This window comes from Streptococcus sp. 27098_8_74 (assembly GCF_041431705.1).
GTDB lineage: Bacteria > Bacillota > Bacilli > Lactobacillales > Streptococcaceae > Streptococcus > Streptococcus salivarius_E.
Genome location: NZ_JAPVYF010000007.1, coordinates 76,821 through 100,604 on the forward strand (window position 1 = coordinate 76,821; position 23,784 = coordinate 100,604).

Here is a 23,784-nt window from a genome sequence, read left to right on the forward strand (position 1 = left end):
GAGGGCCTATGCTTCTCGAAATTACGATAAAGAATTTCGCAATTATTGAAGAGATTTCTCTAAACTTTGAGAATGGTATGACCGTCCTTACTGGTGAAACAGGTGCTGGTAAGTCCATTATTATAGATGCTATGAATCTTATGTTGGGTGCTAGGGCTTCTAGTGAGGTCGTCCGTCATTCAGCATCTAAGGCTGAAATTCAGGGCTTCTTTTCAATCGAACAAAATCCTGCCTTGGTTAGTATCTTGGAAGATAATGGGATTCCTGTTGAGGATGAATTGATTATCCGTCGTGAAATCTTCCAAAATGGTAGAAGTGTTAGTCGCATCAATGGGCAGATGGTCAATTTAACGACACTTAAAGCTGTTGGGCACTTCTTGGTAGATATCCATGGACAACATGACCAGGAAGAGCTTATGAAACCTGCTCTGCATATTACCATGCTTGATGCCTTTGGTGACAAGGAATTTTTCCAGACTAAGAAAGAGTACCAGGAGTATTTTGACCGCTATCGTGAGTTAAGAAAAGCTGTTCTTGAAAAGCAGAAAAATGAGCAGGAGCATAAGGCTCGAATTGAAATGCTAGCTTTTCAGATTGCAGAAATTGAAGCAGTCTCTCTAAAATCAGGAGAAGATTTGGCTTTGATGCAGGAGCGAGACAAGCTTCTTAATCATAAGCAGATTGCTGATACCTTAACAAATGCCTATGTCATGCTGGATAATGAGGATTTTTCAAGCCTTTCAAATGTTCGTTCTGCCATGAATGACCTCCAGTCTCTTGAAGAGTATGACTCTGATTACAAAGAACTCTCTGGAAATCTATCAGAAGCCTATTATGTTCTGGAAGATGTCACTAAGCAACTAGGTGATTTTTTGGATAATCTGGACTTTGATGCTGGGCGTTTACAAGAGATTGAACACCGCTTAGATACCATTAATGCCATTACTCGTAAATATGGTGGGACTGTCGATGACGTCTTGGATTATCTGGAAAATTCAAGTAAAGAATACAATCTTCTGACAGGAAACTCTAGCTCGTCAGATGCTATGGAACAAGAGCTTAAGCAACTTGAAAAGGACCTGCTTGCGTCTGCGGAGACCCTACAAACAGCACGCCATCAAATTGCTACGGCTCTTGAAGCTGAGATTAAGAACGAGTTATGCGACCTCTATATGGATAAGGCTGATTTTAAAGTCACCTTTACTAAGGGGAAATTTAATCGTGATGGTAATGAGCAGGTTGAGTTTTACATCTCAACCAATCCAGGTGAAGGCTTTAAACCGCTTGTTAAGGTAGCTTCAGGTGGTGAATTATCTCGACTCATGTTAGCAATTAAGTCAGCCTTTGCCCGCAAAGAAGATAAAACAAGTATCGTCTTTGATGAGGTTGACACTGGCGTTTCAGGACGTGTTGCCCAAGCCATCGCTCAGAAGATTCATAAGATTGGGAGTCATGGTCAGGTCTTGGCCATCAGTCACCTTCCGCAAGTTATTGCTATTGCTGATTATCAGTTCTTTATTTCTAAGGAAAGCGATAATGAGACAACTGTCTCTCGTGTTCGTCTTTTGACACCTGAGGAAAGGGTGCAAGAAATCGCTAAGATGTTAGCAGGTGATAACGTGACGGAGGCTGCCTTGAGCCAAGCAAGAGCTTTGTTAAAGGTGGATGACTCTCTTTAGGAAAAGACTTGGGAAAAACTTTCCAGTCATGCTATAATAGAATAAAAATTTGTGTTAAGCGAGAAAATTATGAGTAAAATCAGAATTGTAACCGATTCGTCAATCACGATTGAACCAGAATTGGTTAAAAAATATAATATCACTGTTGTCCCATTGTCGGTAATGGTGGACGGTGTCATCTATTCAGATAGTGACCTTCGAGAAGAAGGCCGTTTCTTGGAAATGATGAAGCATAGTAAAGAGTTACCAAAGACAAGCCAACCACCTGTAGGTTTGTTTGCTGAGACATATGAAAATCTTGTCAAAGAAGGTGCAGAACAAATTGTGGCAATCCACATTATGCACACACTCTCTGGGACATGTGAAGCCTCACGTCAAGGAGCTAGTCTTTCAGGAGCAGATGTAACTGTCATCGATTCAGGCTTTACGGATCAATGCCTCAAGTTTCAAGTTGTTGAGGCAGCTAAATTAGCTGAAGCAGGAGCTAGTCTTGATGAGATTGTAGCCCATGTTGAAGAAGTGAAAAATAAATCAGAACTTCATATTGGTGTTTCTACCCTTGAGAATCTGGTCAAAGGTGGTCGTATTGGACGTGTAACAGGTCTTCTGTCTTCATTACTCAATATCCGTGTCATCATGGAGTTGAAAGACTATCAGTTGAATACGGTTGCTAAGGGGCGAGGAGCTAAGACTTTCACGAAATGGTTAGATTCTTATATTAATGGTATCAAGGATAAGGACCTAAAAGTGGCAGAGATTGGTATTTCTTATGCAGGGACACCTGATTTAGCACATGAACTGGCTGAAAAACTTGAGGTTTTGGGTGCTCCAATTTCAATCCTTGAGACTGGTTCCATCATTCAAACGCACACTGGTGAAGGCGCCTTTGCCGTAATGGTTCGTTATGAATAAGTGGAAAGAATCAGAATTAGTTAGAAGCCTCGTAGGCTTCTTCTTGCTTTTTCTCTTATTTGTAGGCCTCTTCATTTTTATCGTTCCTAGTACGCATCAGTCATCAAAAATTGCAGAAAAGATTAAATCTATCAAAAATGAAAATGTGACCTATGTTGCTATTGGTGATTCCCTTACTCAAGGGGTAGGTGATAGTAGTAATCAAGGAGGATTCGTTCCTGTGCTATCACAGGCATTAGAGTCAGATTTTGACTGGCAAGTGACTTCTCGTAACTACGGTATTGCGGGGAATACGAGTAATCAAATTCTCAAAAGAATGCAAGAAAAGAAGGATATTCAAAGAGATCTCAAAAAGGCTAAAGTGATGACTCTGACAGTTGGTGGTAATGATGTAATCCATGTCATTAAGGACAATATCACGAATCTTAATGTAGCTACCTTCACTAAGCCTGCTCAGGCCTATCAAAAGAGATTAGAACAGATTATTGAGCTAGCCCGCAAGGAAAATAAAACATTGCCAATTTATATTGTTGGTATTTACAATCCTTTTTATCTTAATTTTCCAGAGATGACAGAAATGCAAACGATTGTAGATAATTGGAACCAGTCTACTGAAGAGGTGTGCAAAGAGTACGATAATGTGTATTTTGTTCCTGTAAATGATTTGCTTTATAAGGGAATTGATGGTAAGGGCGGTGTTACAAGTTCTGATGATACCTCTCAGTCTAGTAAATCTTCTCAAGATAGTCTGAACGATGCTCTTTTTGAGGATGATCATTTTCATCCAAATAATACAGGTTATCAAATTATGTCAGATGCCATTTTGAAACGTATTAACCAAACAAAAAAGGAGTGGTCAGGTGAGTAAGATATGGAAATGGCTATTTTTAGGACTCTTGGCCTTAAATCTAGCCTTAGTAAGTGTTGTGACATATAGAATCATGACTCCAGTGGAGACGACAAGTTCTGTATCTCTATCCAAGGGAGCAACTAAAATTGGAAAATATAGTATGACTAAGGATGAGCTTGACGCTGCTCTTACAGGCTTTGCCCAGGATTATTCGACTGATAAGATGCGTTTCAAGGTCAAGGTTACCAATTCTAAAATTGTTTTTGAAAGTAGCTATAAGGTTTTAGGTCATCCTGTTCCTCTATATGTCTATTTTACGCCGGTTGTTAGTGAATCAGGAGCAATTGTACTGCATGTTTCTGAGCTTTCAGCTGGAACCTTGAAACTGCCTGTTTCGGATGTCCTTAAGATGATTAAACGTTCGACTAACCTTCCTGATTACATCGCAATCGATAGTAAGAAGGGAAAGGTTACCCTAAATATTCAGTCTATGAAGAATGAGAAGGGGATAACAGCACGTGCTCAAAGCCTAGATTTGGTTAATGACCGTATCGAATTTGACATCTATAAGACAATAAATTAAAAAGCCTTTACTTTTTGCAAAAAAGCGATTAAATTAGCGTTTATTACTTGACCTCATAGGTCTTTTAGGATAAGATAATACTTGTTCAAGCGCTAAAAAAACTATTCGCTTAGAAATAAATTGGAGGATTGTTACAATGGCTAACAAACAAGATTTGATCGCTAAAGTTGCAGAAGCAACTGAGCTTACTAAAAAAGATTCAGCAGCAGCTGTAGATGCAGTTTTCGCTTCTATCGAAGAATTTCTTGCTGCAGGTGAAAAAGTACAATTGATTGGTTTCGGTAACTTTGAAGTACGCGAACGTGCTGCTCGTCAAGGTCGTAACCCACAAACTGGTGAAGCTATCTCAATCGCAGCTTCTAAAGTTCCTGCATTTAAAGCTGGTAAAGCTCTTAAAGACGCAGTTAAATAATGTAAAAACCCCTAAGATTTTAGGGGTTTTGATTTATACGAAATAAGTTAAGGGAATCTATGAAAACCATAACAGTGGTATTGATTTTTCTTTTGGTTTTTACTGTTATTAAACTATCAGGTATTGTTGCTATTAGCAAACTGATGAAGCCAAGTGAAGAACAAATTGAAGAAGCGCGTCAGAAACGTCTTCAAGCTGAAAAAGAGGGCAAGGACCCTTTTGAAGACTGGGATGAACGCGATGATGATGGTCTTGTCTAATAAGAGAATCCTCATCAAATAACAAAAAAAGTTTGGAAGATTTTCCAAACTTTTTTTATAGACTAGTCGATGTAGTGAAGTTTTCCTCGGAAGTCTTCAAGAGTTTCGTAACCTTTTTCTTCCATGATTTCTTTAAGTTCTTTAGTAATACGGTCAAAAATAGCGACACCTTCTTTTTGAAGGGCAGTACCAACTTGTACCATACTTGCGCCACAAAGGATGTGTTCAAAAGCATCACGACCAGATTTTACACCACCAGTACCAATAATTTGGATTTCAGGTTTCAAACGTTGGTAGAAAGCATGAACGTTTGCCAAGGCAGTAGGTTTGATGTAGTCACCACCTATACCACCAAAACCATTCTTAGGTTTGATGACAACAGACTCATCTTCAATGTAAAGGCCATTACCAATTGAGTTCACACAGTTAACAAAGACAAGTGGGAATTGGTTGAAAACGGCAGCAGCTTGATCAAAGTGCACAATATCAAAGTATGGTGGTAATTTCACACCAAGAGGTTTCGTAAAGTAAGAAAAGACTTCAGTTAGGATCTCTGTTGTTGTTTCAAAATCGTAAGCGATTTGAGGTTTACCCGGAACGTTAGGACATGAAAGGTTGAGTTCAACCAGCCCTTCATAGTCACTTTCTTGAACTTTTTTAAGAATGGTGTGTGTTTCCTCAGGTGAAAGACCAACGAGAGAAAGAAAATGATTTTTTGTATTGGGTTGCTTTTGTAATTCAATGACATAGTCAAGGTAGTATTCGAAACCGTTATTTGGCAATCCCATTGAGTTGATTGACCCAAGAGGAACATTCACATAACGTGGTTCAGGATTACCGGGACGGGCCTCAAGTGTTCCGGTTTTTGTGACAAATGAACCTGCAGCTGAAGCCTCAACCTCTGCCAATTCTTCCTTAGTCATACAATGAACACCAGCGGCATTCATAAGACAGTTATCAAATGTAAACTGACCAACTTTTGTAGCAGTAGAAACCATAAGATCCTCCTTAAAGATCACAAAGTAAAATGTTACTATTTCATCTCATTTTAGCATGAAAAGGGGCCTAAAACAAGGAAATATTGGACGGGCTAAAGCCTCTAAAACGAAATTCTGATATCGTCTCTTTTTGCCAAGACAAGAGGCAATAGAATTTTACAGAATTTTTTGGATTTTGCTAGCTTTTTCAAGGTTTTTTGGGTAGAATAGATACAGTAAATGGGTTTAACCCAAAATAAAAAGGAGACATAACTAATGGTAAAATTGGTTTTCGCTCGCCACGGTGAGTCTGAATGGAACAAAGCTAACCTTTTCACAGGTTGGGCTGACGTAGATCTTTCTGAAAAAGGTACTCAACAAGCTATCGACGCTGGTAAATTGATTAAAGAAGCTGGTATCGAATTTGACCAAGCATACACTTCAGTATTGAAACGTGCGATCAAAACAACTAACTTGGCTCTTGAAGCATCTGACCAACTTTGGGTTCCAGTTGAAAAATCATGGCGCTTGAACGAACGTCACTACGGTGGTTTGACTGGTAAAAACAAAGCAGAAGCTGCTGAGCAATTTGGTGATGAGCAAGTTCACATCTGGCGTCGTTCATACGATGTATTGCCTCCAGCAATGGATCGTGATGATGAGCACTCAGCACACACTGACCGTCGTTACGCTTCACTTGATGACTCAGTAATTCCAGATGCTGAAAACTTGAAAGTGACTTTGGAACGTGCCCTTCCATTCTGGGAAGATAAAATCGCTCCAGCTCTTAAAGATGGTAAAAACGTATTCGTAGGTGCACACGGTAACTCAATTCGTGCCCTTGTAAAACACATCAAACAATTGTCAGATGACGAAATCATGGATGTTGAAATTCCAAACTTCCCACCATTGGTATTCGAATTTGACGAAAAATTGAACGTTGTTTCTGAATACTACCTCGGAAAATAATTATAAAAGATAAAAGGCGGGATTTATTCCACCTTTTTTTTGAGAAGTGACTCTCGGTTCGTCTCACTTTGTAAGGTGAGATGAACCAAGGAGATAATTAGTCTAGAGTTTCGATATACTCCAGTCCCCAACTTTCAATGGCATCTAGGACACCTTGAAATTTTCTACCCATTTCAGTTAGACTGTATTCGACCCGTGGGGGAACTTCAGCATAGACTTTACGCTCCACGATTTTATCCTTCTCGAGCTGTCTGAGGTGTCGTGTTAGAATGGTTTGGGTAATGCCAGGAATTAGACGTTGTAGTTCATTAAAACGCTTAGTGCCCGTACTGAGTTGATAGATGATGACTAGAGCCCATTTGCCTGTTAGTACACGCTGCGTCGTGGCAAAAGGACAAATTCCGTATTCACTGACTTTGGTTACCATAATTCCTCCAAATTTTTTAAAATTATTCTCTTATTTGACAATAATAGTATCGTATTTGATACTAGATAACAATAAAGTGCCTACTTGTCTTTTTGTTAGTAAGTGATAATATTATATCATAAATAAAAGAAACGAGGAGTAACTCATGTCAGTAAATTTAGAAATTTTTAATGCATATAACAATGGTCTTATAACAGGTGATTTTCCAGCTGTTTTTGAGACTATGGCAGATGATATTATCTGGCACCAGCCAGGTCAGCATAGTAATTCCGGTACAGTTGTTGGAAAAGAAGCACTTGGAGCACACTTGGCTCAATTTTCAGAAAAAACAAACGGTACCTTCAAAGTATTGACTAACTGGGTGTCTGAAAATATTGACCTTGTAGCAGCCAATGTGACCTTTGTTGGAACTCGCCCAGACGGCGAGGAACTCAACATGAATGGTATTGATCTTTTTCGCATGGATAATGGAAAGATCAAGGAAGTTTGGCTCTTTTCATCAGATCAAGCAGTAGAAGATGCTTTCTGGGGTTAGACAGTAAATTAATCTATAATCTGAAATGAAATTTGATTTATGGATCGTGATGATGAGCACTCAGCACACACTGATCGTCGTTACGCTTCACTTGATGACTCAGTAATTCCAGATGCTGAAAACTTGAAAGTTACTTTGGAACGTGTCCTTCCATTCTGGGAAGATAAAATCGCTCTAGCTCTTAAAGATGGTAAAAACGTATTCGTAGGTGCACACGGTAACTCAATCCGTGCCCTTGTAAAACACATCAAACAATTGTCAGATGACGAAATCATGGATGTTGAAATTCCAAACTTCCCACCATTGGTATTCGAATTTGACGAAAAATTGAACGTTGTTAACGAATACTACCTCGGAAAATAAGCTGAGATAAGTAGTTATCATTAACAAATAAAAAGTTGACTTCGGTCAGCTTTTTTGTTTTTCTGAAAAAAATTGTAAAAAACGGTCAGAAAAGTCAGTCAATTCAGTAATTTTTCCTTGACTTTCAAGTTGGAAAGATGTATCATATTAACCAAGATACATCGAAAGGAAATGAGTCAAATGACATTCGCAACTACAACTGTTTTGCTATTGCGTAATGAGGGCTAGTGCAAAAGCATTAGTCCTGTTTGGCTTACCAAGCGGGAGGGAAAAACATCTCGCTTGGGTTTCCGAGTGAGATGTTTTTTTACTACTATCGTTTTTACTTTTAGAAAGAGGATTGTCTATGCGTAAAGTTGAATTTTTTGATACAAGTCTTCGTGATGGGGAACAAACACCTGGAGTTAACTTCTCAATCAAAGAAAAAGTTGCCATTGCTAAGCAACTTGAAAAATGGGGAATTTCTGTAATCGAAGCAGGTTTCCCTGCAGCTAGTCCAGATTCATTTGAGGCAGTAAAACAAATTGCAGAAGCTATGACAACAACTTCTGTTACCGGCTTGGCTCGCTCAGTAAAATCTGATATTGATGCTTGTTATGAGGCTTTGAAAGATGCCAAGTATCCACAAATTCATGTCTTTATCGCAACAAGTCCGATTCACCGTGAGTTTAAATTGAAGAAATCAAAAGAAGAAATTCTTGAAGCTGTAAAAGAGCATGTATCATATGCACGTTCAAAATTTGAAGTTGTTGAGTTTTCACCAGAGGATGCTACTCGTACTGAGCTTGATTTCTTGACTGAAGTTGTTCAAACAGCGGTTGATGCTGGTGCATCATATATTAATATTCCAGATACAGTAGGATTTACGACTCCAGAAGAGTTTGCACGTATTTTTGATCATTTGACTGAAAATATTAAATCAGACCATAAAGTTGTTTTTGGTGTTCACTGTCACGATGACCTCGGTATGGCAACTGCAAATACTTTGACAGCAATTAAACACGGTGCTGGACGTGTACAGGGAACTGTTAATGGTATCGGTGAACGTGCGGGTAATGTTGCTCTTGAAGAAGTAGCTGTTGCTTTGAAAATTCGTGAAGACTTTTTCCAAGCAACAAGTGATATTGTTCTTAATGAAACAATGAATACTTCAGAGCTTGTTTCTCGCTTCTCTGGAATTCCTGTTCCTAAAAATAAAGCTGTTGTTGGTGGAAATGCCTTCTCTCATGAATCAGGTATCCACCAAGATGGTGTTCTTAAGAACCCACAAACTTATGAAATTTTCACACCAGAATTGGTAGGTGTGAAGAGTAACAGTCTTCCTCTTGGTAAATTGTCAGGACGTCATGCCTTTGTTGAAAAATTGAAAGAACTTGAGCTTGACTTTGTGGAAGAAGATATCAAACCACTCTTTGCCAAATTTAAAGTCTTGGCTGGGAAAAAACATGATATTACTGATGCAGATATTCGTGCACTTGTTGCTGGTACAAGTGTAGATAATCCAGAAGGTTTCCACTTCCAAGATCTTCGTTTGACTACTAATGCTGATGAAACAATCACTGCTACAGTAAGCTTGGCTAATGAAGATGGTGAATCTGTTGAATTTTTGGCAAATGGCCAAGGGTCAGTTGAAGCTATCTTCAATGCTATTGACAAATTCTTCAACCAAACAGTTCGCTTGACTTCTTATAATATTGACGCAGTAACTGATGGTATTGATGCGCAAGCGCGTGTACTTGTAACTGTAGAAAATGTAGATACAGATACTATTTTCAATGCATCTGGTTTGGACTTTGACGTCTTGAAAGCATCAGCAATTGCCTATATCAATGCTAATACATTGGTTCAAAAAGAAAATGCTGGTGAGATGGCACGTAAGGTTTCTTATCGTGACCTTCCATAAGCCGAAGAGGAGTTAAACATGACAAAGAAAATTGTAACACTTTCAGGTGATGGAATTGGGCCTGAGATTATGGCAGCAGGTCTTGAAGTTCTTGAAAAAGTAGCTTCAAAAATTGGATTTGATTACGACATCGATGCTAAACCATTTGGTGGTGCTGGCATTGATGCCGAGGGTCATCCACTTCCTAAGTCAACTTTGGATGCTGCTAAATCAGCAGATGCTATCCTCTTGGCTGCAATTGGTGGACCTAAATATGACAATGCGCCAGTTCGTCCTGAACAAGGACTTTTGGCCATTCGTAAGGAGTTGAATCTCTTTGCTAATATCCGTCCTGTCCGCATCTTTGATGCTTTGAAACACTTGTCACCTCTTAAACCTGAGCGTATTGAGGGCGTAGACTTCGTCGTTGTTCGTGAGCTCACAGGTGGTATTTACTTTGGTGAGCACATTTTGGAAGAAGATAAGGCTCGCGATATCAATGATTATTCATCAGATGAGATTCGTCGTATCATGCGTCGTGCCTTCAAGATTGCTCAAGGTCGTGGCAAAAAGGTCACTAGCATTGATAAACAAAATGTTTTGGCAACTTCTAAATTGTGGCGTAAGGTTGCTGATGAAGTTGCTTTGGAGTTTCCAGATGTAACCCTTGAACATCAGCTCGTTGATAGTGCCGCAATGATTATGATTACCAACCCAGCTCGTTTTGATGTAGTTGTGACAGAAAACCTTTTTGGTGATATCTTGTCTGATGAATCAAGTGTCCTTCCAGGAACTTTAGGTGTTATGCCATCTGCCAGTCATTCTGAAAATGGTCCAAGTCTTTATGAACCAATCCACGGTTCGGCACCAGACATTGCTGGTCAAGGTATCGCCAACCCAATTTCAATGATTTTGTCAGTAGCTATGATGTTACGTGAAAGTTTCAATGAGACTGAAGGGGCAGAATTGATTGAAAATGCTGTTGATAAGACCTTGAATCAAGGCATCTTGACACGTGATTTGGGTGGTCAGGCTTCGACTGCTGAAATGACAGCAGCTATTATTGGCAATCTCTAAACTCATGACACTGAAATTAGTGTTACTAAGTGTTTTGTTGGTGTGGAATTTAGTCGTCTTATCCGTTTATGGCCTTGATAAACATAAGGCTATCCGACATAAGAGACGGATTTCTGAGAAGGCATTATTATTACAGACACTGATCTTTGGTGGTATTGGTGCCTTTCTAGGTGGGAGACTTTTTAGACATAAAATTAACAAATGGTATTTTAAGCTATGTTGGCTTATAGGTATTGTTATAGATGTCTTTCTTTTATACCTTATTCTAACAAGACTTTCGGATTAGCTAATCCTTAGATTATAATTGGAGTATTTTATGAGCGGAAAATCAATTTTTGATAAACTTTGGGAACGCCACGTCGTTACTGGAAATGAGGGCGAACCACAATTGATGTATGTGGATCAGCATTATATTCACGAGGTTACAAGTCCACAGGCCTTTCAGGGACTTCGTGATGCTGGACGTAAAGTTCGTCGCCCAGATTTAACTTTTGGTACGACAGACCACAACGTTCCTACGGTTGATATTTTTAACATTCGTGACCTTATTTCTAAAAACCAAATTGATACTTTGGCGAAAAACGTTGAGGAATTTGGTATTGATGCGGCTACCCACGGTACTGCTCGTCAGGGGATTGTCCACATGGTTGGTCCTGAAACAGGTCGTAGTCAACCAGGAAAATTTGTCGTTTGTGGAGATAGTCATACGGCTACTCATGGTGCCTTTGGTGCTATTGCCTTTGGTATTGGTACATCTGAGGTAGAACATGTCTTTGCGACACAATGTTTGTGGCAAGTGAAACCGAAGAAAATGAAGGTTGAATTTGTTGGTAAACCACAGCCAGGTGTTTATTCAAAAGACTTTATTCTTGCACTGATTGCACGCTATGGCGTTGATGCTGGTGTAGGATACGCAGTTGAATATTGTGGTGAAGCTATCGATGCTCTTTCAATGGATGAACGCATGACCATCTGTAACATGTCTATTGAATTTGGTGCTAAGATGGGTCTTATGAATCCAGACCAAAAAACTTATGATTATGTTGAGGGGCGTCCATGCGCACCTAAGGGTGAGAAATTCGAAGAAGCAGTAGCCGACTGGAAAACTTTGGTTTCAGATCCAGATGCTGAATATGATAAAGTGATTACTATTGATGTTTCAGAATTGGCACCTATGGTTACATGGGGAACTAACCCTGAAATGGGTGTTGAGTTTGATCAACCATTCCCAGAAATCAAGGACTTTAATGATGAACGTGCCTACGAGTATATGGACGTTAAGCCTGGTGAATATGCTAAAGATATTGATCTTGGCTATGTCTTCATTGGTTCTTGTACTAACGCACGTCTTAGCGACCTTGAGTTAGCTGCTAAATTCGTTAAAGGAAAACATATCTCACCGACATTGACAGCTATTGTTGTTCCAGGTTCGCGTCCAGTTAAGAAAGAAGCTGAACGTCTTGGTTTGGATAAAATTTTCATGGATGCGGGATTTGAATGGCGCGATCCAGGTTGTTCAATGTGTCTTGGTATGAACCCAGACCATGTTCCAGAAGGTGTGCACTGTGCATCTACAAGTAACCGTAACTTCGAGGGACGTCAAGGATATGGTGCTCGTACTCACCTTTGTAGTCCAGCAATGGCAGCAGCCGCAGCAATCGCTGGTAAATTTGTAGATGTCCGCGATATGCCAGAAGTTCAAGCATAAGGGAGAAGATAATGGAAAAATTTACCGTCTATACAGGGAAATCAGTACCTTTGATGAATGATAACATCGATACGGACCAACTCATTCCCAAACAATTCTTGAAAGCTGTTGATAAAAAAGGTTTCGGTAAGAATTTGATGTTTGAATGGCGTTACCTTAATGATGATTACGATGAAAATCCTGATTTCGTCTTCAATAAACCTGAGTATCGCGATGCGACCATTTTGGTTACTGGTGATAACTTTGGTTCGGGGTCATCTCGTGAACACGCTGCATGGGCATTGGAAGACTACGGTTTCCGTTGTGTTATTGCTGGATCATTTTCAGATATTCACTATAACAATGAATTGAAGAATGGTATGTTGCCAATCGTTCAACCCTTGGAAGTCCGTCAAAAATTGGCTGCTCTTCCTGCAGGTGAGGAAATTACGATTGACCTTCCAAATCAAGTGATTAAATCTTCAGCAGGAGAGTTTCCATTTGATATCGATCATGAGTGGAAACGTAAATTGGTTGAAGGGCTTGACGATATTGGAATCACTCTTCAATATGAAGATTTGATTGCTGCCTATGAAAAACAACGCCCATCATATTGGCAATAAGAAACAATGATGTGTTTGTAAAATAATAATGAGGACTTAAAAGAATGGGATAAGGACAATGTTTAAGGTGTTGTTCTATCTCATTCTTTTTGTTTGAAACAGTTAACATGGTAGAGGCGTTTTTACAAGGAGCGTATGCTATAATAGAAGGATAGAAAGGAGGCCTTCATGTTTGCACAATTGGATACAAAATCTGTCTATAGTTTCATGGATAGTGTTGTAGATTTGACCACCTACATTAAGCGTGCCAAAGAGCTTGGCTATCAAGCCCTTGGTTTGATGGATCGTGACAATCTCTATGCTGCTTATCATTTTGCTCAGTTTGCAAGTAGCAAGGGTTTACGTCCTTTGATTGGTATGGAAGCTAATCTATTTTACGAGGGAAGAAAAATTCCTTTTCGTCTATTAGCAAAAAATAATCAGGGCTATAAAAATTTGATGAAGTTGGCAACAGAGCTCTCCTCAGGGCAACGCGAGTTTACAGCTTTTTCGGACTATCTAAATGCTATTGCCCTCATCCTTCCGAGTGAAGACTGGGAGCCAGGGATGACTCTTGGTTCAGAGGTTTTTATTGGGATAAGGCCAGAAGATGCTGGCAAAGAGTTTGATTATCCTGTAATTCCTTTACGTACAGTGCGTTATTTTGAGAATGCAGACCGCTCGACGATTCAGATGTTGCATGCCATCTCACAAAACGTTTCCTTGTCAGAGGCCTCTATTTGTCCTATGAATCAGCTTCTTTTCTCGCCTCAAGAAATGGAAAGTGCATATAGTGATATTCCAGAGGCTTTGAACAATTTGGAGCAACTTGTTTCAGACATTACTTATCAATTTGATACGGATTTGAAGCTTCCTCGTTTTAATCGTGATATGCCAGCAGTTGACCAATTACGTCAATTAGCTCAATCTGGATTAGAAACTAAAAAGTTAAGCGGAGCAGTTTATCAGGAACGTTTAGACAAAGAATTGTCTATCATTCATCAGATGGGCTTTGATGATTATTTCTTGATTGTCTGGGACTTATTACGCTTTGGGCGTAGCCGTGGTTATTATATGGGAATGGGACGTGGGTCTGCTGCAGGAAGCTTGGTGGCTTATGTCCTTGATATTACTGGAATTGATCCCGTTAAAAATGACTTGCTTTTTGAGCGTTTTCTAAATGAAGAACGTTATAGCATGCCTGATATAGATATCGACTTGCCTGATATCTATCGAAGTGAGTTTCTTCATTATGTTAGGGACCGTTATGGTAGTAAACACTCTGCTCAGATTGTTACTTTTTCAACTTTTGGGGCCAAACAGGCTATCCGAGATGTTTTTAAACGTTTCGGAGCCAAGGAATTTGAACTGTCACAACTTAGTAAAAAGATTTCTTTTCGTGACACCTTGACCTCTGTTTATGAGAAGAATATGTCATTTAGACAGTTGATTAATCAAAGACAAGAATTTCAGAGGGCTTTTGAGATTGCTAAGGCTATTGAAGGTCAGCCAAGACAGACCTCAATCCATGCTGCTGGTATTGTGATGAGTGACGATGACCTGACCAACCATATTCCTCTAAAAGCTGGTGAGGATATGATGATTACTCAGTATGATGCCTCCGCAGTCGAAGCCAATGGCTTGCTTAAGATGGATTTCTTGGGTCTCCGTAATTTGACCTTTGTTCAAAAAATGAAGGAGAAACTTGAAGAAGAGCAGGGAGTCGCTATAGATATCAAATCAATTGATTTGGAAGATCCACAGACCCTAGCTCTTTTTGCCAAGGGTAAAACTAAGGGAATATTTCAGTTTGAGCAGGCGGGTGCTATTAACCTTCTTAAACGGATTAAACCCGCTAAGTTCGAAGAAGTGGTAGCGACAACCTCTCTTAACCGACCTGGAGCTAGCGATTATACAGATAATTTCATCGCTCGTAAGTATGGTAAGGAAAAAGTAGATTTGATTGATCCAGTAGTTGCACCAATCCTTGAGCCTACGTATGGCATCATGCTTTATCAGGAGCAGGTTATGCAGATTGCCCAAGTATTTGCAGGCTTTACACTCGGAAAAGCCGATTTGCTTCGTCGAGCAATGTCGAAAAAAGATGCCAATGAAATGTCCAAGATGTCCGAAGAGTTCATGGAAGGAAGTCGTCGGTTGGGACGTGACCCACAGATTGCTGAACGACTCTTTAGTATGATGGCTAAGTTTGCAGGTTATGGCTTTAATAGAAGTCATGCCTATGCTTATTCAGCACTAGCCTTTCAATTAGCCTATTTCAAAACGCATTACCCTCAGATTTTCTATGACGTCATGTTAAACTATTCGTCTAGTGATTACATTAAGGATGCAATTGAAAATGGATTTTCTATAGCCAGCCTTGATATTAATAGAATTCCCTATCTGGACAAAATTTCAGATGGAAAGATTGTATTAGGTCTTAAGACTATCAAAGGCTTGCCAAGAGATTTTGCCCTTTGGATTATTGAGGATCGCAAACAAAATGGTAAATACATTTCTATAGAAGACTTTTTGACACGTATTCCTAGCAAATATCAGAAAGCCGATAGTCTGACACCTCTTATCCAGATTGGTTTGTTTGATATTTTTGAACCAAATCGTCAGAAAATCATTGGTAATTTAAGCAACCTCTTTACTTTTGTCAATGAGTTAGGAAGTTTGTTTGCAGAGTCATCTTACTCTTGGGTTGATTATGAAGACTATAGTCAGACGGATCGTTATAATTTAGAACAGGAGTTACTAGGAGTTGGGCTTAGCCCCCATCCTTTACACTTGGCTCAAAAAATGGCCTCTCGTCCCTATCAAGCCATTTCTGATTTGGCTGTTAATACTAAGGCAACGGTTTTAGTTCAGATAGAATCCGTTCGAATTATCAGAACTAAAAAAGGTGATCAGATGGCCTTTCTGAACGTCACTGATGGGATCAATAAACTTGATGTTACCCTATTTCCAGAAACTTATTTCTATCATAAGGATAAATTAAGTGAAGGTGGTCTCTTTTATCTTGATGGACGGACCCAAGAGCGTGATGGACGCATTCAGTTAATCTTGTCAAACATGGAGGAAGCTAGCACGGAGCGTTTCTGGATTTTACTTGAGAATCATGATAAAGACATAGAAGTTTCTCAAATATTAGCTAAGTATCCTGGACACATTCCTGTCATTATCCGTTATCAAGGAAGTAAGGAAACTATCGTTAGTCAAAGATACAGAGTAACTAAGAACGAGGAACTAAATCAGGAATTAGCACCTTATGTGCTGAAAACGGTTTTACGGTAAAAAAATAATAAATCTTTTCAAATTTAAAGCCATTTAGAATTCTTTGTGTTATAATGAAAATGTTAAATATATAAAAGGAGTATCAGGAATAATGAAACGTATTGCTGTTTTGACTAGTGGTGGAGATGCCCCTGGTATGAACGCTGCCGCTCGTGCAGTTGTTCTCAAAGCAATTTCTGAAGGAATTGAGGTCTTCGGCATTAACCGTGGATACGCTGGTATGGTTGAAGGAGATATCTTCCAACTTGATGCCAAAGGCGTAGACAACATCCTCAGCCGTGGTGGAACTTTCCTTCAGTCTGCTCGCTATCCTGAGTTTGCCCAACTTGAGGGTCAACTTAAAGGTATTGAGCAACTTAAAAAACATGGAATCGAAGGTGTAGTAGTTATTGGTGGAGATGGTTCTTACCATGGTGCTATGCGTTTGACTGAACATGGTTTCCCAGCTGTTGGTCTTCCAGGAACTATCGATAACGATATCGTTGGTACAGACTACACAATTGGTTTTGATACTGCTGTTGCAACAGCAACAGAAGCTATCGATAAGATTCAAGACACTGCTTTCAGTCATGGACGTACTTTTGTCGTTGAAGTTATGGGACGTAACGCTGGTGATATCGCTCTTTGGGCTGGTATTGCTTCTGGTGCAGACCAAATTATCGTACCTGAAGAAGAGTATGATATTAACGAAGTTGTACGTAAAGTTAAAGAAGGTTACGAATCAGGTGCTAAAACTCACCACGTAATCGTAGTTGCTGAAGGTGTCATGGGTGCTGAAGAATTTGCTGCTAAAATGAAAGAAGCTGGAGATACTTCAGATCTTCGTGCAACAAACATTGGACACGTGGTTCGTGGTGGTTCACCAACTGCGCGTGACCGTGTTCTTGCTTCATGGATGGGTGCACATGCGGTTGACCTCCTTAAACAAGGTATTGGTGGTGTAGCTGTTGGTATCCACAATGAAGAGCTTGTTGAAAGCCCAATCCTTGGTACAGCAGAAGAAGGAGCTTTGTTCAGTCTTACTGAAGACGGTAAAATTATCGTCAATAATCCTCACAAAGCACGTCTTGACTTTGCAGACCTTAACCGTTCATTGTCTAACTTGAGCTAATCTCAGTTACTTAAATTATTGTTAAACCGTCGCTAATGCGACAAAAAATATAAGGGAGTTTTATTTATCATGAATAAACGTGTAAAAATCGTTGCAACACTTGGTCCTGCGGTTGAAATCCGTGGCGGCAAAAAATTTGGTGAAGATGGTTACTGGGGTGAAAAACTTGACCGTGAAGCATCTGCTAAAAACATTGCTCAATTGATCAAGGAAGGTGCCAACGTTTTCCGTTTCAACTTCTCACATGGTGACCACGCTGAACAAGGTGAACGTATGGATGTCGTTCGTATGGCAGAAGACCTTGCTGGTCAAAAAGTAGGTTTCCTTCTTGATACAAAAGGACCTGAAATCCGTACTGAATTGTTCGAAGGTGATGCTAAAGAGTATGCATACAAAACTGGTGAACAAATTCGTGTTGCTACTAAACAAGGTATCAAATCAACTCGCGACGTTATCGCTTTGAACGTTGCAGGTGCACTTGACGTTTTTGACGATGTAGAAGTTGGTAAACAAGTTCTTGTCGATGATGGTAAACTTGGTCTTCGTGTTGTAGACAAAGATGCTGAAAAACGTGAATTCATCGTTGATGTTGAAAATGATGGTATCATTGCTAAACAAAAAGGTGTAAACATCCCTTACACTAAAATTCCTTTCCCAGCACTTGCTGAACGTGATAACGCTGATATCCGTTTTGGTCTTGAACAAGGTCTTAACTTTATCGCTATCTCATTCGTACGTACTGCAAAAGATGTACAAGAAGTTCGTGCTATCTGTGAAGAAACTGGTAATGGTCACGTTCAATTGTTGGCTAAAATCGAAAACCAACAAGGTATCGATAACATTGATGAAATCATCGAAGCTGCTGACGGTATCATGATCGCTCGTGGTGACATGGGTATCGAAGTACCATTCGAAATGGTTCCAGTTTACCAAAAAATGATCATCACAAAAGTAAACGCTGCTGGTAAAGTTGTTGTTACAGCTACTAACATGCTTGAAACAATGACAGAAAAACCACGTGCAACTCGTTCTGAAGTATCTGACGTATTCAACGCAGTTATCGATGGTACAGATGCTACAATGCTTTCTGGTGAATCTGCAAATGGTAAATACCCAGTTGAATCAGTTCGTACAATGGCTACAATTGATAAAAACGCTCAAACTCTTCTTAAAGAGTATGGTCGTCTTGATTCATCAACATTTGACCGTTCAACTAAGACTGAAGTAGTTGCGTCTGCAGTTAAAGATGCTACTAACTCAATGGATATCAAACTTGTTGTTGCTCTTACTGAATCAGGTAACACTGCTCGTTTGATTTCTAAATACCGTCCAGAAGCTGATATCTTGGCTGTAACATTCGATGAAATTACTCAAAAATCATTGATGCTTAACTGGGGTGTTATTCCAGTAGTTACTGAAAAACCAAGCTCAACTGATGATATGTTTGATGTTGCTGAAAAAGTTGCATTGGAATCAGGTCTTGTAGAATCTGGTGATAACATTGTTATCGTTGCTGGTGTTCCAGTAGGTACAGGTGGTACAAACACTATGCGTATCCGCACAGTAAAATAATTTAAGTAGAACTTAAATTGAAAGAAGGTCTTTGGATCTTCTTTTTTTGGCTCTATAATCGATTTAGTAGGTTAAACTATTGAAGAGATTATAGAGCTTTTTTCGTAGGTAGCTAAATCAATTGGATAATAATAACAAGTGAAAAAGTGAAGAATATCATACTTATTCCAAATGGTTTAAAGCAAGATGGCTGATTTGGTTTGTATTTTCAACAGATTTAGTTCTAAGTGTCATATGACTTAGAAAGTATTTAGCGAAGTGGGAAATTATCTTTTCAAAGAAATTTTGCTTTTCTTGAAAACAACAGGATAAAAAATGTCGTTAAATAGGCTTCTAAACTATAGTTAAGATGGTTATAAGCTATCTTTTTTAGAAGGACTGAGTTGATAACCAACCATTTTTATTTCAATAATGACTTACTAATTTAAAAGTTCTAATGAATTATTAATTCTGAAAATCGATTTTTGAAAAAAATGAAATCATAAGTTTCTTTTTACTGACAATTCTAAAAGTAAATAATTATAAAATTATTAATTGAAACGTTTATAAAAATAGTGATATCTATAATCATTCTATTGTTTACATGATTATTTTTAAGTGAACCTTATAAAAAAATTGAAAATAAGAGCATTTCTTTTCACAAATATTAGGAATTTTGTTAGAATATTTAACGATTAGTATTTTTAAATACTTTTAATCTCATTGAGGGGTGAGATACTTAATAGTATAAGTGTGGAGGATTACCAAAGTGGGTAAAGATTTATTTAATGATCGTATAAGTCGATTTTCGATTCGTAAGCTGAATGTAGGGGTTTGCTCCGTTCTTCTTGGGACTCTGGTTATGGTTGGTACTGCTAGTCAAGTATCTGCCGATGAAACAGCTAACCAAGTCCAAGCAGGAGATGTAGCTAGCACTACTGCTACAGTGAGTGATGAGACATCTTCTCAGAATGCTGTTGCTGCTCAAGCTTCGACGGAAGTCGCAAATTTCTTATCAATTTCTGAGACTAATAGTCAGTCTCAAACAGTTTCAAATGCTAGCGCAGCTACTTCTGAAACGTCTACAACACAAGCTTCTAGTGAGACTACATCTCAAGCAGCTACATCAACGTCAGCAACTACTGCAGCATCTACCACTAGTGTTGCTGGCTCTACAAGTGTAGGCAATACTACGGGAGTTTCAACGACAGCCTCTGTTACACCAGCATCATCTGAGACAACTGCTTCAGAAACAGCATCTGAAGCACAAGGTGTGGACGTTCAAGCAGAAGCTTCTACAACGAATGCTCTTTCAAGTGGTGCCGAAGCGTCTGCTCTAGAGCAACCTGTTGTAACAGCAGAAACTTCTGGTCGCCGTCGTACACGTCGTGCAATCGGTGACCCTAATGACGAAAGCTTGATTGGTGATGATGTAGAAGATGCAACCTCAACTCCAAAAGTTGAAAAACCAACAGAATTTTCTAAAATTAATGCAAAAGAACTAGTTAAACAAATTAACTGGTTAGATTTTGGAGATACAACTGCTTGGACCAATACTACAACATCTAAAGACGGTAGAACAGCTCTTCAAGTAGGATCAACTTACACTAAAGAAATTATGCCTGGATATATAGTTAACATTAAGGTTAAGAGTCTTAAACCATTCCAAGCAACTGAAATTTATAAAAATCGTATGGAAGCACAAGGTGCTACAGAAGCTGAAAAAGCTACATATGATCCAAATGCAAAAAATGGATACATTGGAACTATTGGAGATCCTACAACTAGAGCAGCTTTCGCAAACAGAGAAGAAGCATTAGTAGTAGCAGACGCTCAAAATCGTTGGACTGAAATTCGTCAAGAAGGAATTGATACTGGTTCAAAACGAACAACAATTTCATCAGAGTATAATGGTGCGAATATCGGTGTTCAATTTGAGATTTCTGCAACATTCCGTGGTAAATCAGTAAAACCTGCAGTAGTAGCTGCTGATGGTGAGTCAGCTAACCCTGGTGAATTAGTGTTATTCACTACAAATGGTGCTGGTTGGAAACATATCGGAGAATGGAAAAAAGCTTCTAATACTGAAACGTATGTAGTTCAAGACACACACAATTATTTTGATCCCGCAAATAACTATAGTAGATCAAAATTTGTTGATGTAAATGGTGCTAGAATATCAGGACTAAACTTGGAATTACTTCGTAATGCTAATGAGGTTGGCCCAGATAAAAAACCAGTAGCGTGGAAATACTTTGGTAGTCCAGACCAAGTTACGGGTGGATTAGGAACTGGAGTTTTCGGACCGAACGTGTCTGCTAGCCGTTTTTCAGTACCTCTAGTTATGACTCAAGGAGCTTCAGAAGTGGGACTTTATATCGCATCATCAGGTAAACAATCTGCTATGCTTGGATTCTTCCCTCTTGATGAAGGAGACGCTCCAGAAAGTTATGGAAAAGCACAACACTCAATTGGAACGGTAGACGGTGTAACAGGTACAAAACTTGCTCAACCATACTTAGGAACTGTAAGTCCTGATATGGATGAAAATAACGCAAATGACTGGACAGGTGATGATAACACTATTTCTGCTGATGAAGGTGTTGATCAAATCGTACCTGATAACTTAAAAGGTCAAACTAATGATATGATTAAATTAGACCGTACTCGTCCAGGAACGTATACTTTAGATGTTGAAGCACATACTGATGGTGCTGCTAAAGCGTATGTTTACGGTTGGATCGACTTTAACCAAAATGGAACATTCGATGAGGATGAACGTTCTGACTTGGCAACTGTTACAAAAGATGGAACAGTTAGACTTGAATTCAGAAATGCAAAAACAATGATTGATCCAAGTGTTACTGAATTAGGTACACGTGTTCGTATTGCTAGTAATCAATCAGATATTGAAAACCCAACAGGTTTAGCTTTATCTGGAGAAGTAGAAGACTTTAAAACTCAAATTACTTTCCCTCCAAAAGGTGAACGTAAAGAAACAATCGATGTTCAAGGAGCGACACAAACAGCAACAGTTGCTTTCACGGCTCAAGGACTATCCAAGTACAGTCGTGATAAAAATGCAGAAATCGATCAAACTGTAGCTCCAGTTATTATTGATAATAGAACGAAACAAGTAGTAAATCCAAAAGCTGATGGATATTATGTAATACCAGGAGAAGGTAAATATAAAATTACTCCAAACGGTAATAACGTAGATATTGAATTTACTCCAGAAGATAACTTTGTAGGAACTGCGAGCGGTATAAGTATCCGTCGTACAGATGATAATGGTTATACAACTGATTGGGTTTCTAAAGATAAAACATTATTACCATCAATTAATGAAGTGATGGATAATATGGATGGTCTTTACATTCCAACAGTAACACCTAAAAATATCGAAGGGGAAGACAAGAAATCTACGGATGTTCAAGGAGCTAGTCAAACTGGTACGCCAGAATTCGCTCTTGAAGGAACAAATAGTAATGGTGAGAAAGTTAAAATCACACCTGATTTTGATTATCCGGCTAAGTTTGTCGATCCAGCGACTGGAAATGTCATCAATGATCCTGTTTTGACTGTAGAAGGAGAAGGAATTTACTATCTAGACGAGTTGACTGGCAAGGTTACTTTTGTACCAGAACCAGGATTTACTGGAACTGCCAAGGGGGTAACAGTTTCTCTTACGGCTCCAGTTGGTCGTGACAAAGATGGTAGAGTGCCAGATAATGCTCTTAAGACTGCAACTGCTAAGTACACACCAACTGCCACACCAATCACAGTGACTCCTACAGACAAGGTTTCTGAGGATGTTCAAAATGTTCCTCAAACCCAAACTCCTACATTTGAGTTGAGTAACGACAAGGCTGCGAAAATCACAAGCAAGAAATTGGTGGATCCCGCAACTGGTCAACCGACTGATGAAACAACTGTAACAGTAGCAGGGGAAGGAACATACACAATCGATCCTACTACTGGTGCTGTGACATTTACTCCTGAAAAAGATTTTGTTGGAACAGCAAAAGGTGTAACTGTTCAAGCAACTGCGACTATTACCAATGCTAATGGTAAGACAGCAATAATTACTTCAGATGCGAAATATACACCAACTGTAGTGCCAGCTGTTCCAACTGAAAGCCCTGCAACTTCTAAAGATATTCAAGGGGCAACACAAACAGGGACACCAAGCTTTGCAGGAACGACTGTCCAAGTAAATGGTGAAGATAAAGCTATTACGATCAAAGATAATAGCTACACGCTTTTGGATAGTGATGGCAATGAAGTGACAAGTACACCAGCTTATGCCGCTGATGGTACAACTGAAATTGGTACTTACTCAATTGATTCAGCCACTGGTCAAGTAACCTTCACACCGACTGATAAATCATACACTGGTGCAGTCACACCAGCAAAGGTTCAAGCTGAAAGCTCAAACGGTATCAAGGTGGATACAACTTACACACCAGAAATCGTTCCAGTAACCCCAACAGCTACACCAGCTGAAACAACTGATATTCAAGGTGCGACACAAACTGGTAAACCTGAATTCAAGGGTGGAACTGTAACAGTAGATGGCGTTGAGAAAACAGTAGCTATCAATGAAG

Annotated in this window: 19 protein-coding genes and 1 pseudogene; 18 read left to right on the top strand and 2 right to left on the bottom strand. The window is 39.2% G+C overall.

Annotated features, from left to right (window positions below; all coding sequences use genetic code 11):
- Positions 1–8: 8 nt before the first annotated feature.
- The 6 genes from recN (at position 9) to O3670_RS04140 (ending at position 4,696) form a co-directional block, all read left to right on the top strand.
- Positions 9–1,679 (top strand): DNA repair protein RecN, encoded by a 1,671-nt coding sequence (gene recN, locus O3670_RS04115; protein WP_037601101.1) that lies wholly within the window; start codon positions 9–11, stop codon positions 1,677–1,679.
- Between the two features lie 69 nt (positions 1,680–1,748).
- Positions 1,749–2,591, top strand: a complete 843-nt coding sequence (gene fakB, locus O3670_RS04120; protein WP_037601103.1) for a fatty acid kinase binding subunit FakB — start codon at positions 1,749–1,751, stop codon at positions 2,589–2,591.
- Positions 2,584–3,459 carry an SGNH/GDSL hydrolase family protein gene (locus tag O3670_RS04125; RefSeq protein ID WP_037601106.1) on the top strand — a complete coding sequence of 292 codons (876 nt, stop codon included), beginning with the start codon at positions 2,584–2,586 and terminating at the stop codon, positions 3,457–3,459. The genes fakB and O3670_RS04125 overlap by 8 nt, the downstream gene beginning before the upstream one ends.
- Complete coding sequence (locus O3670_RS04130) at positions 3,452–4,024, top strand: YpmS family protein (protein WP_037601109.1); 573 nt, start codon at positions 3,452–3,454, stop codon at positions 4,022–4,024. Before O3670_RS04125 ends, O3670_RS04130 begins: the two co-directional genes overlap by 8 nt.
- A gap of 136 nt (positions 4,025–4,160) precedes the next feature.
- Positions 4,161–4,436 carry a non-specific DNA-binding protein Hbs gene (gene hbs, locus O3670_RS04135; RefSeq protein WP_002884048.1) on the top strand — a complete coding sequence of 92 codons (276 nt, stop codon included), beginning with the start codon at positions 4,161–4,163 and terminating at the stop codon, positions 4,434–4,436.
- 59 nt (positions 4,437–4,495) lie between these two features.
- On the top strand, positions 4,496–4,696 hold the full coding sequence (locus O3670_RS04140; RefSeq protein WP_002890779.1) for a hypothetical protein: 201 nt from the start codon (positions 4,496–4,498) through the stop codon (positions 4,694–4,696).
- 62 nt (positions 4,697–4,758) lie between these two features.
- On the opposite strand, the gene O3670_RS04145 is transcribed toward O3670_RS04140, so the two are convergent.
- Positions 4,759–5,694: a dihydroorotate oxidase gene (locus O3670_RS04145; RefSeq protein ID WP_060971492.1), complete on the bottom strand. Its 936-nt coding sequence runs from the start codon at positions 5,692–5,694 to the stop codon at positions 4,759–4,761.
- A 255-nt stretch (positions 5,695–5,949) separates the two neighbouring features.
- On the opposite strand from O3670_RS04145, the gene O3670_RS04150 reads away from it, so the two are divergent.
- The gene (locus tag O3670_RS04150; RefSeq protein ID WP_000240128.1) at positions 5,950–6,642 is read left to right on the top strand and encodes a phosphoglycerate mutase; all 693 of its coding nucleotides are present in this window, start codon (positions 5,950–5,952) and stop codon (positions 6,640–6,642) included.
- A 97-nt stretch (positions 6,643–6,739) separates the two neighbouring features.
- On the opposite strand, the gene O3670_RS04155 is transcribed toward O3670_RS04150, so the two are convergent.
- Complete coding sequence (locus O3670_RS04155) at positions 6,740–7,069, bottom strand: winged helix-turn-helix transcriptional regulator (protein WP_002890783.1); 330 nt, start codon at positions 7,067–7,069, stop codon at positions 6,740–6,742.
- A 145-nt stretch (positions 7,070–7,214) separates the two neighbouring features.
- On the opposite strand from O3670_RS04155, the gene O3670_RS04160 reads away from it, so the two are divergent.
- From O3670_RS04160 to O3670_RS04210, 11 genes and pseudogenes are all read left to right on the top strand, one after another.
- Entirely contained in the window at positions 7,215–7,604 is a 390-nt protein-coding gene (locus O3670_RS04160; RefSeq protein WP_107372977.1) for a nuclear transport factor 2 family protein, read from the top strand.
- A gap of 39 nt (positions 7,605–7,643) precedes the next feature.
- A pseudogene (locus O3670_RS04165) lies at positions 7,644–7,967 on the top strand (2,3-bisphosphoglycerate-dependent phosphoglycerate mutase); the annotation flags it as partial.
- A gap of 346 nt (positions 7,968–8,313) precedes the next feature.
- Positions 8,314–9,870, top strand: a complete 1,557-nt coding sequence (locus O3670_RS04170) for a 2-isopropylmalate synthase (protein WP_155124013.1) — start codon at positions 8,314–8,316, stop codon at positions 9,868–9,870.
- An 18-nt stretch (positions 9,871–9,888) separates the two neighbouring features.
- Positions 9,889–10,926, top strand: a complete 1,038-nt coding sequence (gene leuB, locus O3670_RS04175; protein ID WP_371595827.1) for a 3-isopropylmalate dehydrogenase — start codon at positions 9,889–9,891, stop codon at positions 10,924–10,926.
- A 4-nt stretch (positions 10,927–10,930) separates the two neighbouring features.
- Positions 10,931–11,212, top strand: a complete 282-nt coding sequence (locus O3670_RS04180; protein ID WP_125411889.1) for a DUF1294 domain-containing protein — start codon at positions 10,931–10,933, stop codon at positions 11,210–11,212.
- Positions 11,213–11,242: 30 nt separating this feature from the next.
- Positions 11,243–12,634: a 3-isopropylmalate dehydratase large subunit gene (gene leuC, locus O3670_RS04185; protein WP_037597711.1), complete on the top strand. Its 1,392-nt coding sequence runs from the start codon at positions 11,243–11,245 to the stop codon at positions 12,632–12,634.
- A gap of 11 nt (positions 12,635–12,645) precedes the next feature.
- Positions 12,646–13,236, top strand: a complete 591-nt coding sequence (leuD, locus tag O3670_RS04190; protein ID WP_002890790.1) for a 3-isopropylmalate dehydratase small subunit — start codon at positions 12,646–12,648, stop codon at positions 13,234–13,236.
- A gap of 168 nt (positions 13,237–13,404) precedes the next feature.
- On the top strand, positions 13,405–16,515 hold the full coding sequence (locus O3670_RS04195) for a DNA polymerase III subunit alpha (protein WP_371595828.1): 3,111 nt from the start codon (positions 13,405–13,407) through the stop codon (positions 16,513–16,515).
- A 91-nt stretch (positions 16,516–16,606) separates the two neighbouring features.
- On the top strand, positions 16,607–17,626 hold the full coding sequence (gene pfkA / locus O3670_RS04200; RefSeq protein ID WP_013990713.1) for a 6-phosphofructokinase: 1,020 nt from the start codon (positions 16,607–16,609) through the stop codon (positions 17,624–17,626).
- A 69-nt stretch (positions 17,627–17,695) separates the two neighbouring features.
- Positions 17,696–19,198, top strand: a complete 1,503-nt coding sequence (gene pyk, locus O3670_RS04205; protein ID WP_002890793.1) for a pyruvate kinase — start codon at positions 17,696–17,698, stop codon at positions 19,196–19,198.
- A gap of 748 nt (positions 19,199–19,946) precedes the next feature.
- The coding region (locus tag O3670_RS04210; protein WP_371595829.1) for a CshA/CshB family fibrillar adhesin-related protein at positions 19,947–23,784 on the top strand (3,838 nt) is incomplete at its 3' end.

What these genes read in the sequence shown, in the direction of transcription:
- recN (WP_037601101.1), top strand. Translation starts at nt 9, where the DNA reads ATGCTTCTCGAAATTACGATAAAGAATTTCGCAATTATTGAAGAGATT.
- fakB (WP_037601103.1), top strand. Translation starts at nt 1,749, where the DNA reads ATGAGTAAAATCAGAATTGTAACCGATTCGTCAATCACGATTGAACCA.
- O3670_RS04125 (WP_037601106.1), top strand. Translation starts at nt 2,584, where the DNA reads ATGAATAAGTGGAAAGAATCAGAATTAGTTAGAAGCCTCGTAGGCTTC.
- hbs (WP_002884048.1), top strand. Translation starts at nt 4,161, where the DNA reads ATGGCTAACAAACAAGATTTGATCGCTAAAGTTGCAGAAGCAACTGAG.
- O3670_RS04140 (WP_002890779.1), top strand. Translation starts at nt 4,496, where the DNA reads ATGAAAACCATAACAGTGGTATTGATTTTTCTTTTGGTTTTTACTGTT.
- O3670_RS04145 (WP_060971492.1), bottom strand. Translation starts at nt 5,694, where the DNA reads ATGGTTTCTACTGCTACAAAAGTTGGTCAGTTTACATTTGATAACTGT.
- O3670_RS04150 (WP_000240128.1), top strand. Translation starts at nt 5,950, where the DNA reads ATGGTAAAATTGGTTTTCGCTCGCCACGGTGAGTCTGAATGGAACAAA.
- O3670_RS04155 (WP_002890783.1), bottom strand. Translation starts at nt 7,069, where the DNA reads ATGGTAACCAAAGTCAGTGAATACGGAATTTGTCCTTTTGCCACGACG.
- O3670_RS04160 (WP_107372977.1), top strand. Translation starts at nt 7,215, where the DNA reads ATGTCAGTAAATTTAGAAATTTTTAATGCATATAACAATGGTCTTATA.
- O3670_RS04170 (WP_155124013.1), top strand. Translation starts at nt 8,314, where the DNA reads ATGCGTAAAGTTGAATTTTTTGATACAAGTCTTCGTGATGGGGAACAA.
- leuB (WP_371595827.1), top strand. Translation starts at nt 9,889, where the DNA reads ATGACAAAGAAAATTGTAACACTTTCAGGTGATGGAATTGGGCCTGAG.
- O3670_RS04180 (WP_125411889.1), top strand. Translation starts at nt 10,931, where the DNA reads ATGACACTGAAATTAGTGTTACTAAGTGTTTTGTTGGTGTGGAATTTA.
- leuC (WP_037597711.1), top strand. Translation starts at nt 11,243, where the DNA reads ATGAGCGGAAAATCAATTTTTGATAAACTTTGGGAACGCCACGTCGTT.
- leuD (WP_002890790.1), top strand. Translation starts at nt 12,646, where the DNA reads ATGGAAAAATTTACCGTCTATACAGGGAAATCAGTACCTTTGATGAAT.
- O3670_RS04195 (WP_371595828.1), top strand. Translation starts at nt 13,405, where the DNA reads ATGTTTGCACAATTGGATACAAAATCTGTCTATAGTTTCATGGATAGT.
- pfkA (WP_013990713.1), top strand. Translation starts at nt 16,607, where the DNA reads ATGAAACGTATTGCTGTTTTGACTAGTGGTGGAGATGCCCCTGGTATG.
- pyk (WP_002890793.1), top strand. Translation starts at nt 17,696, where the DNA reads ATGAATAAACGTGTAAAAATCGTTGCAACACTTGGTCCTGCGGTTGAA.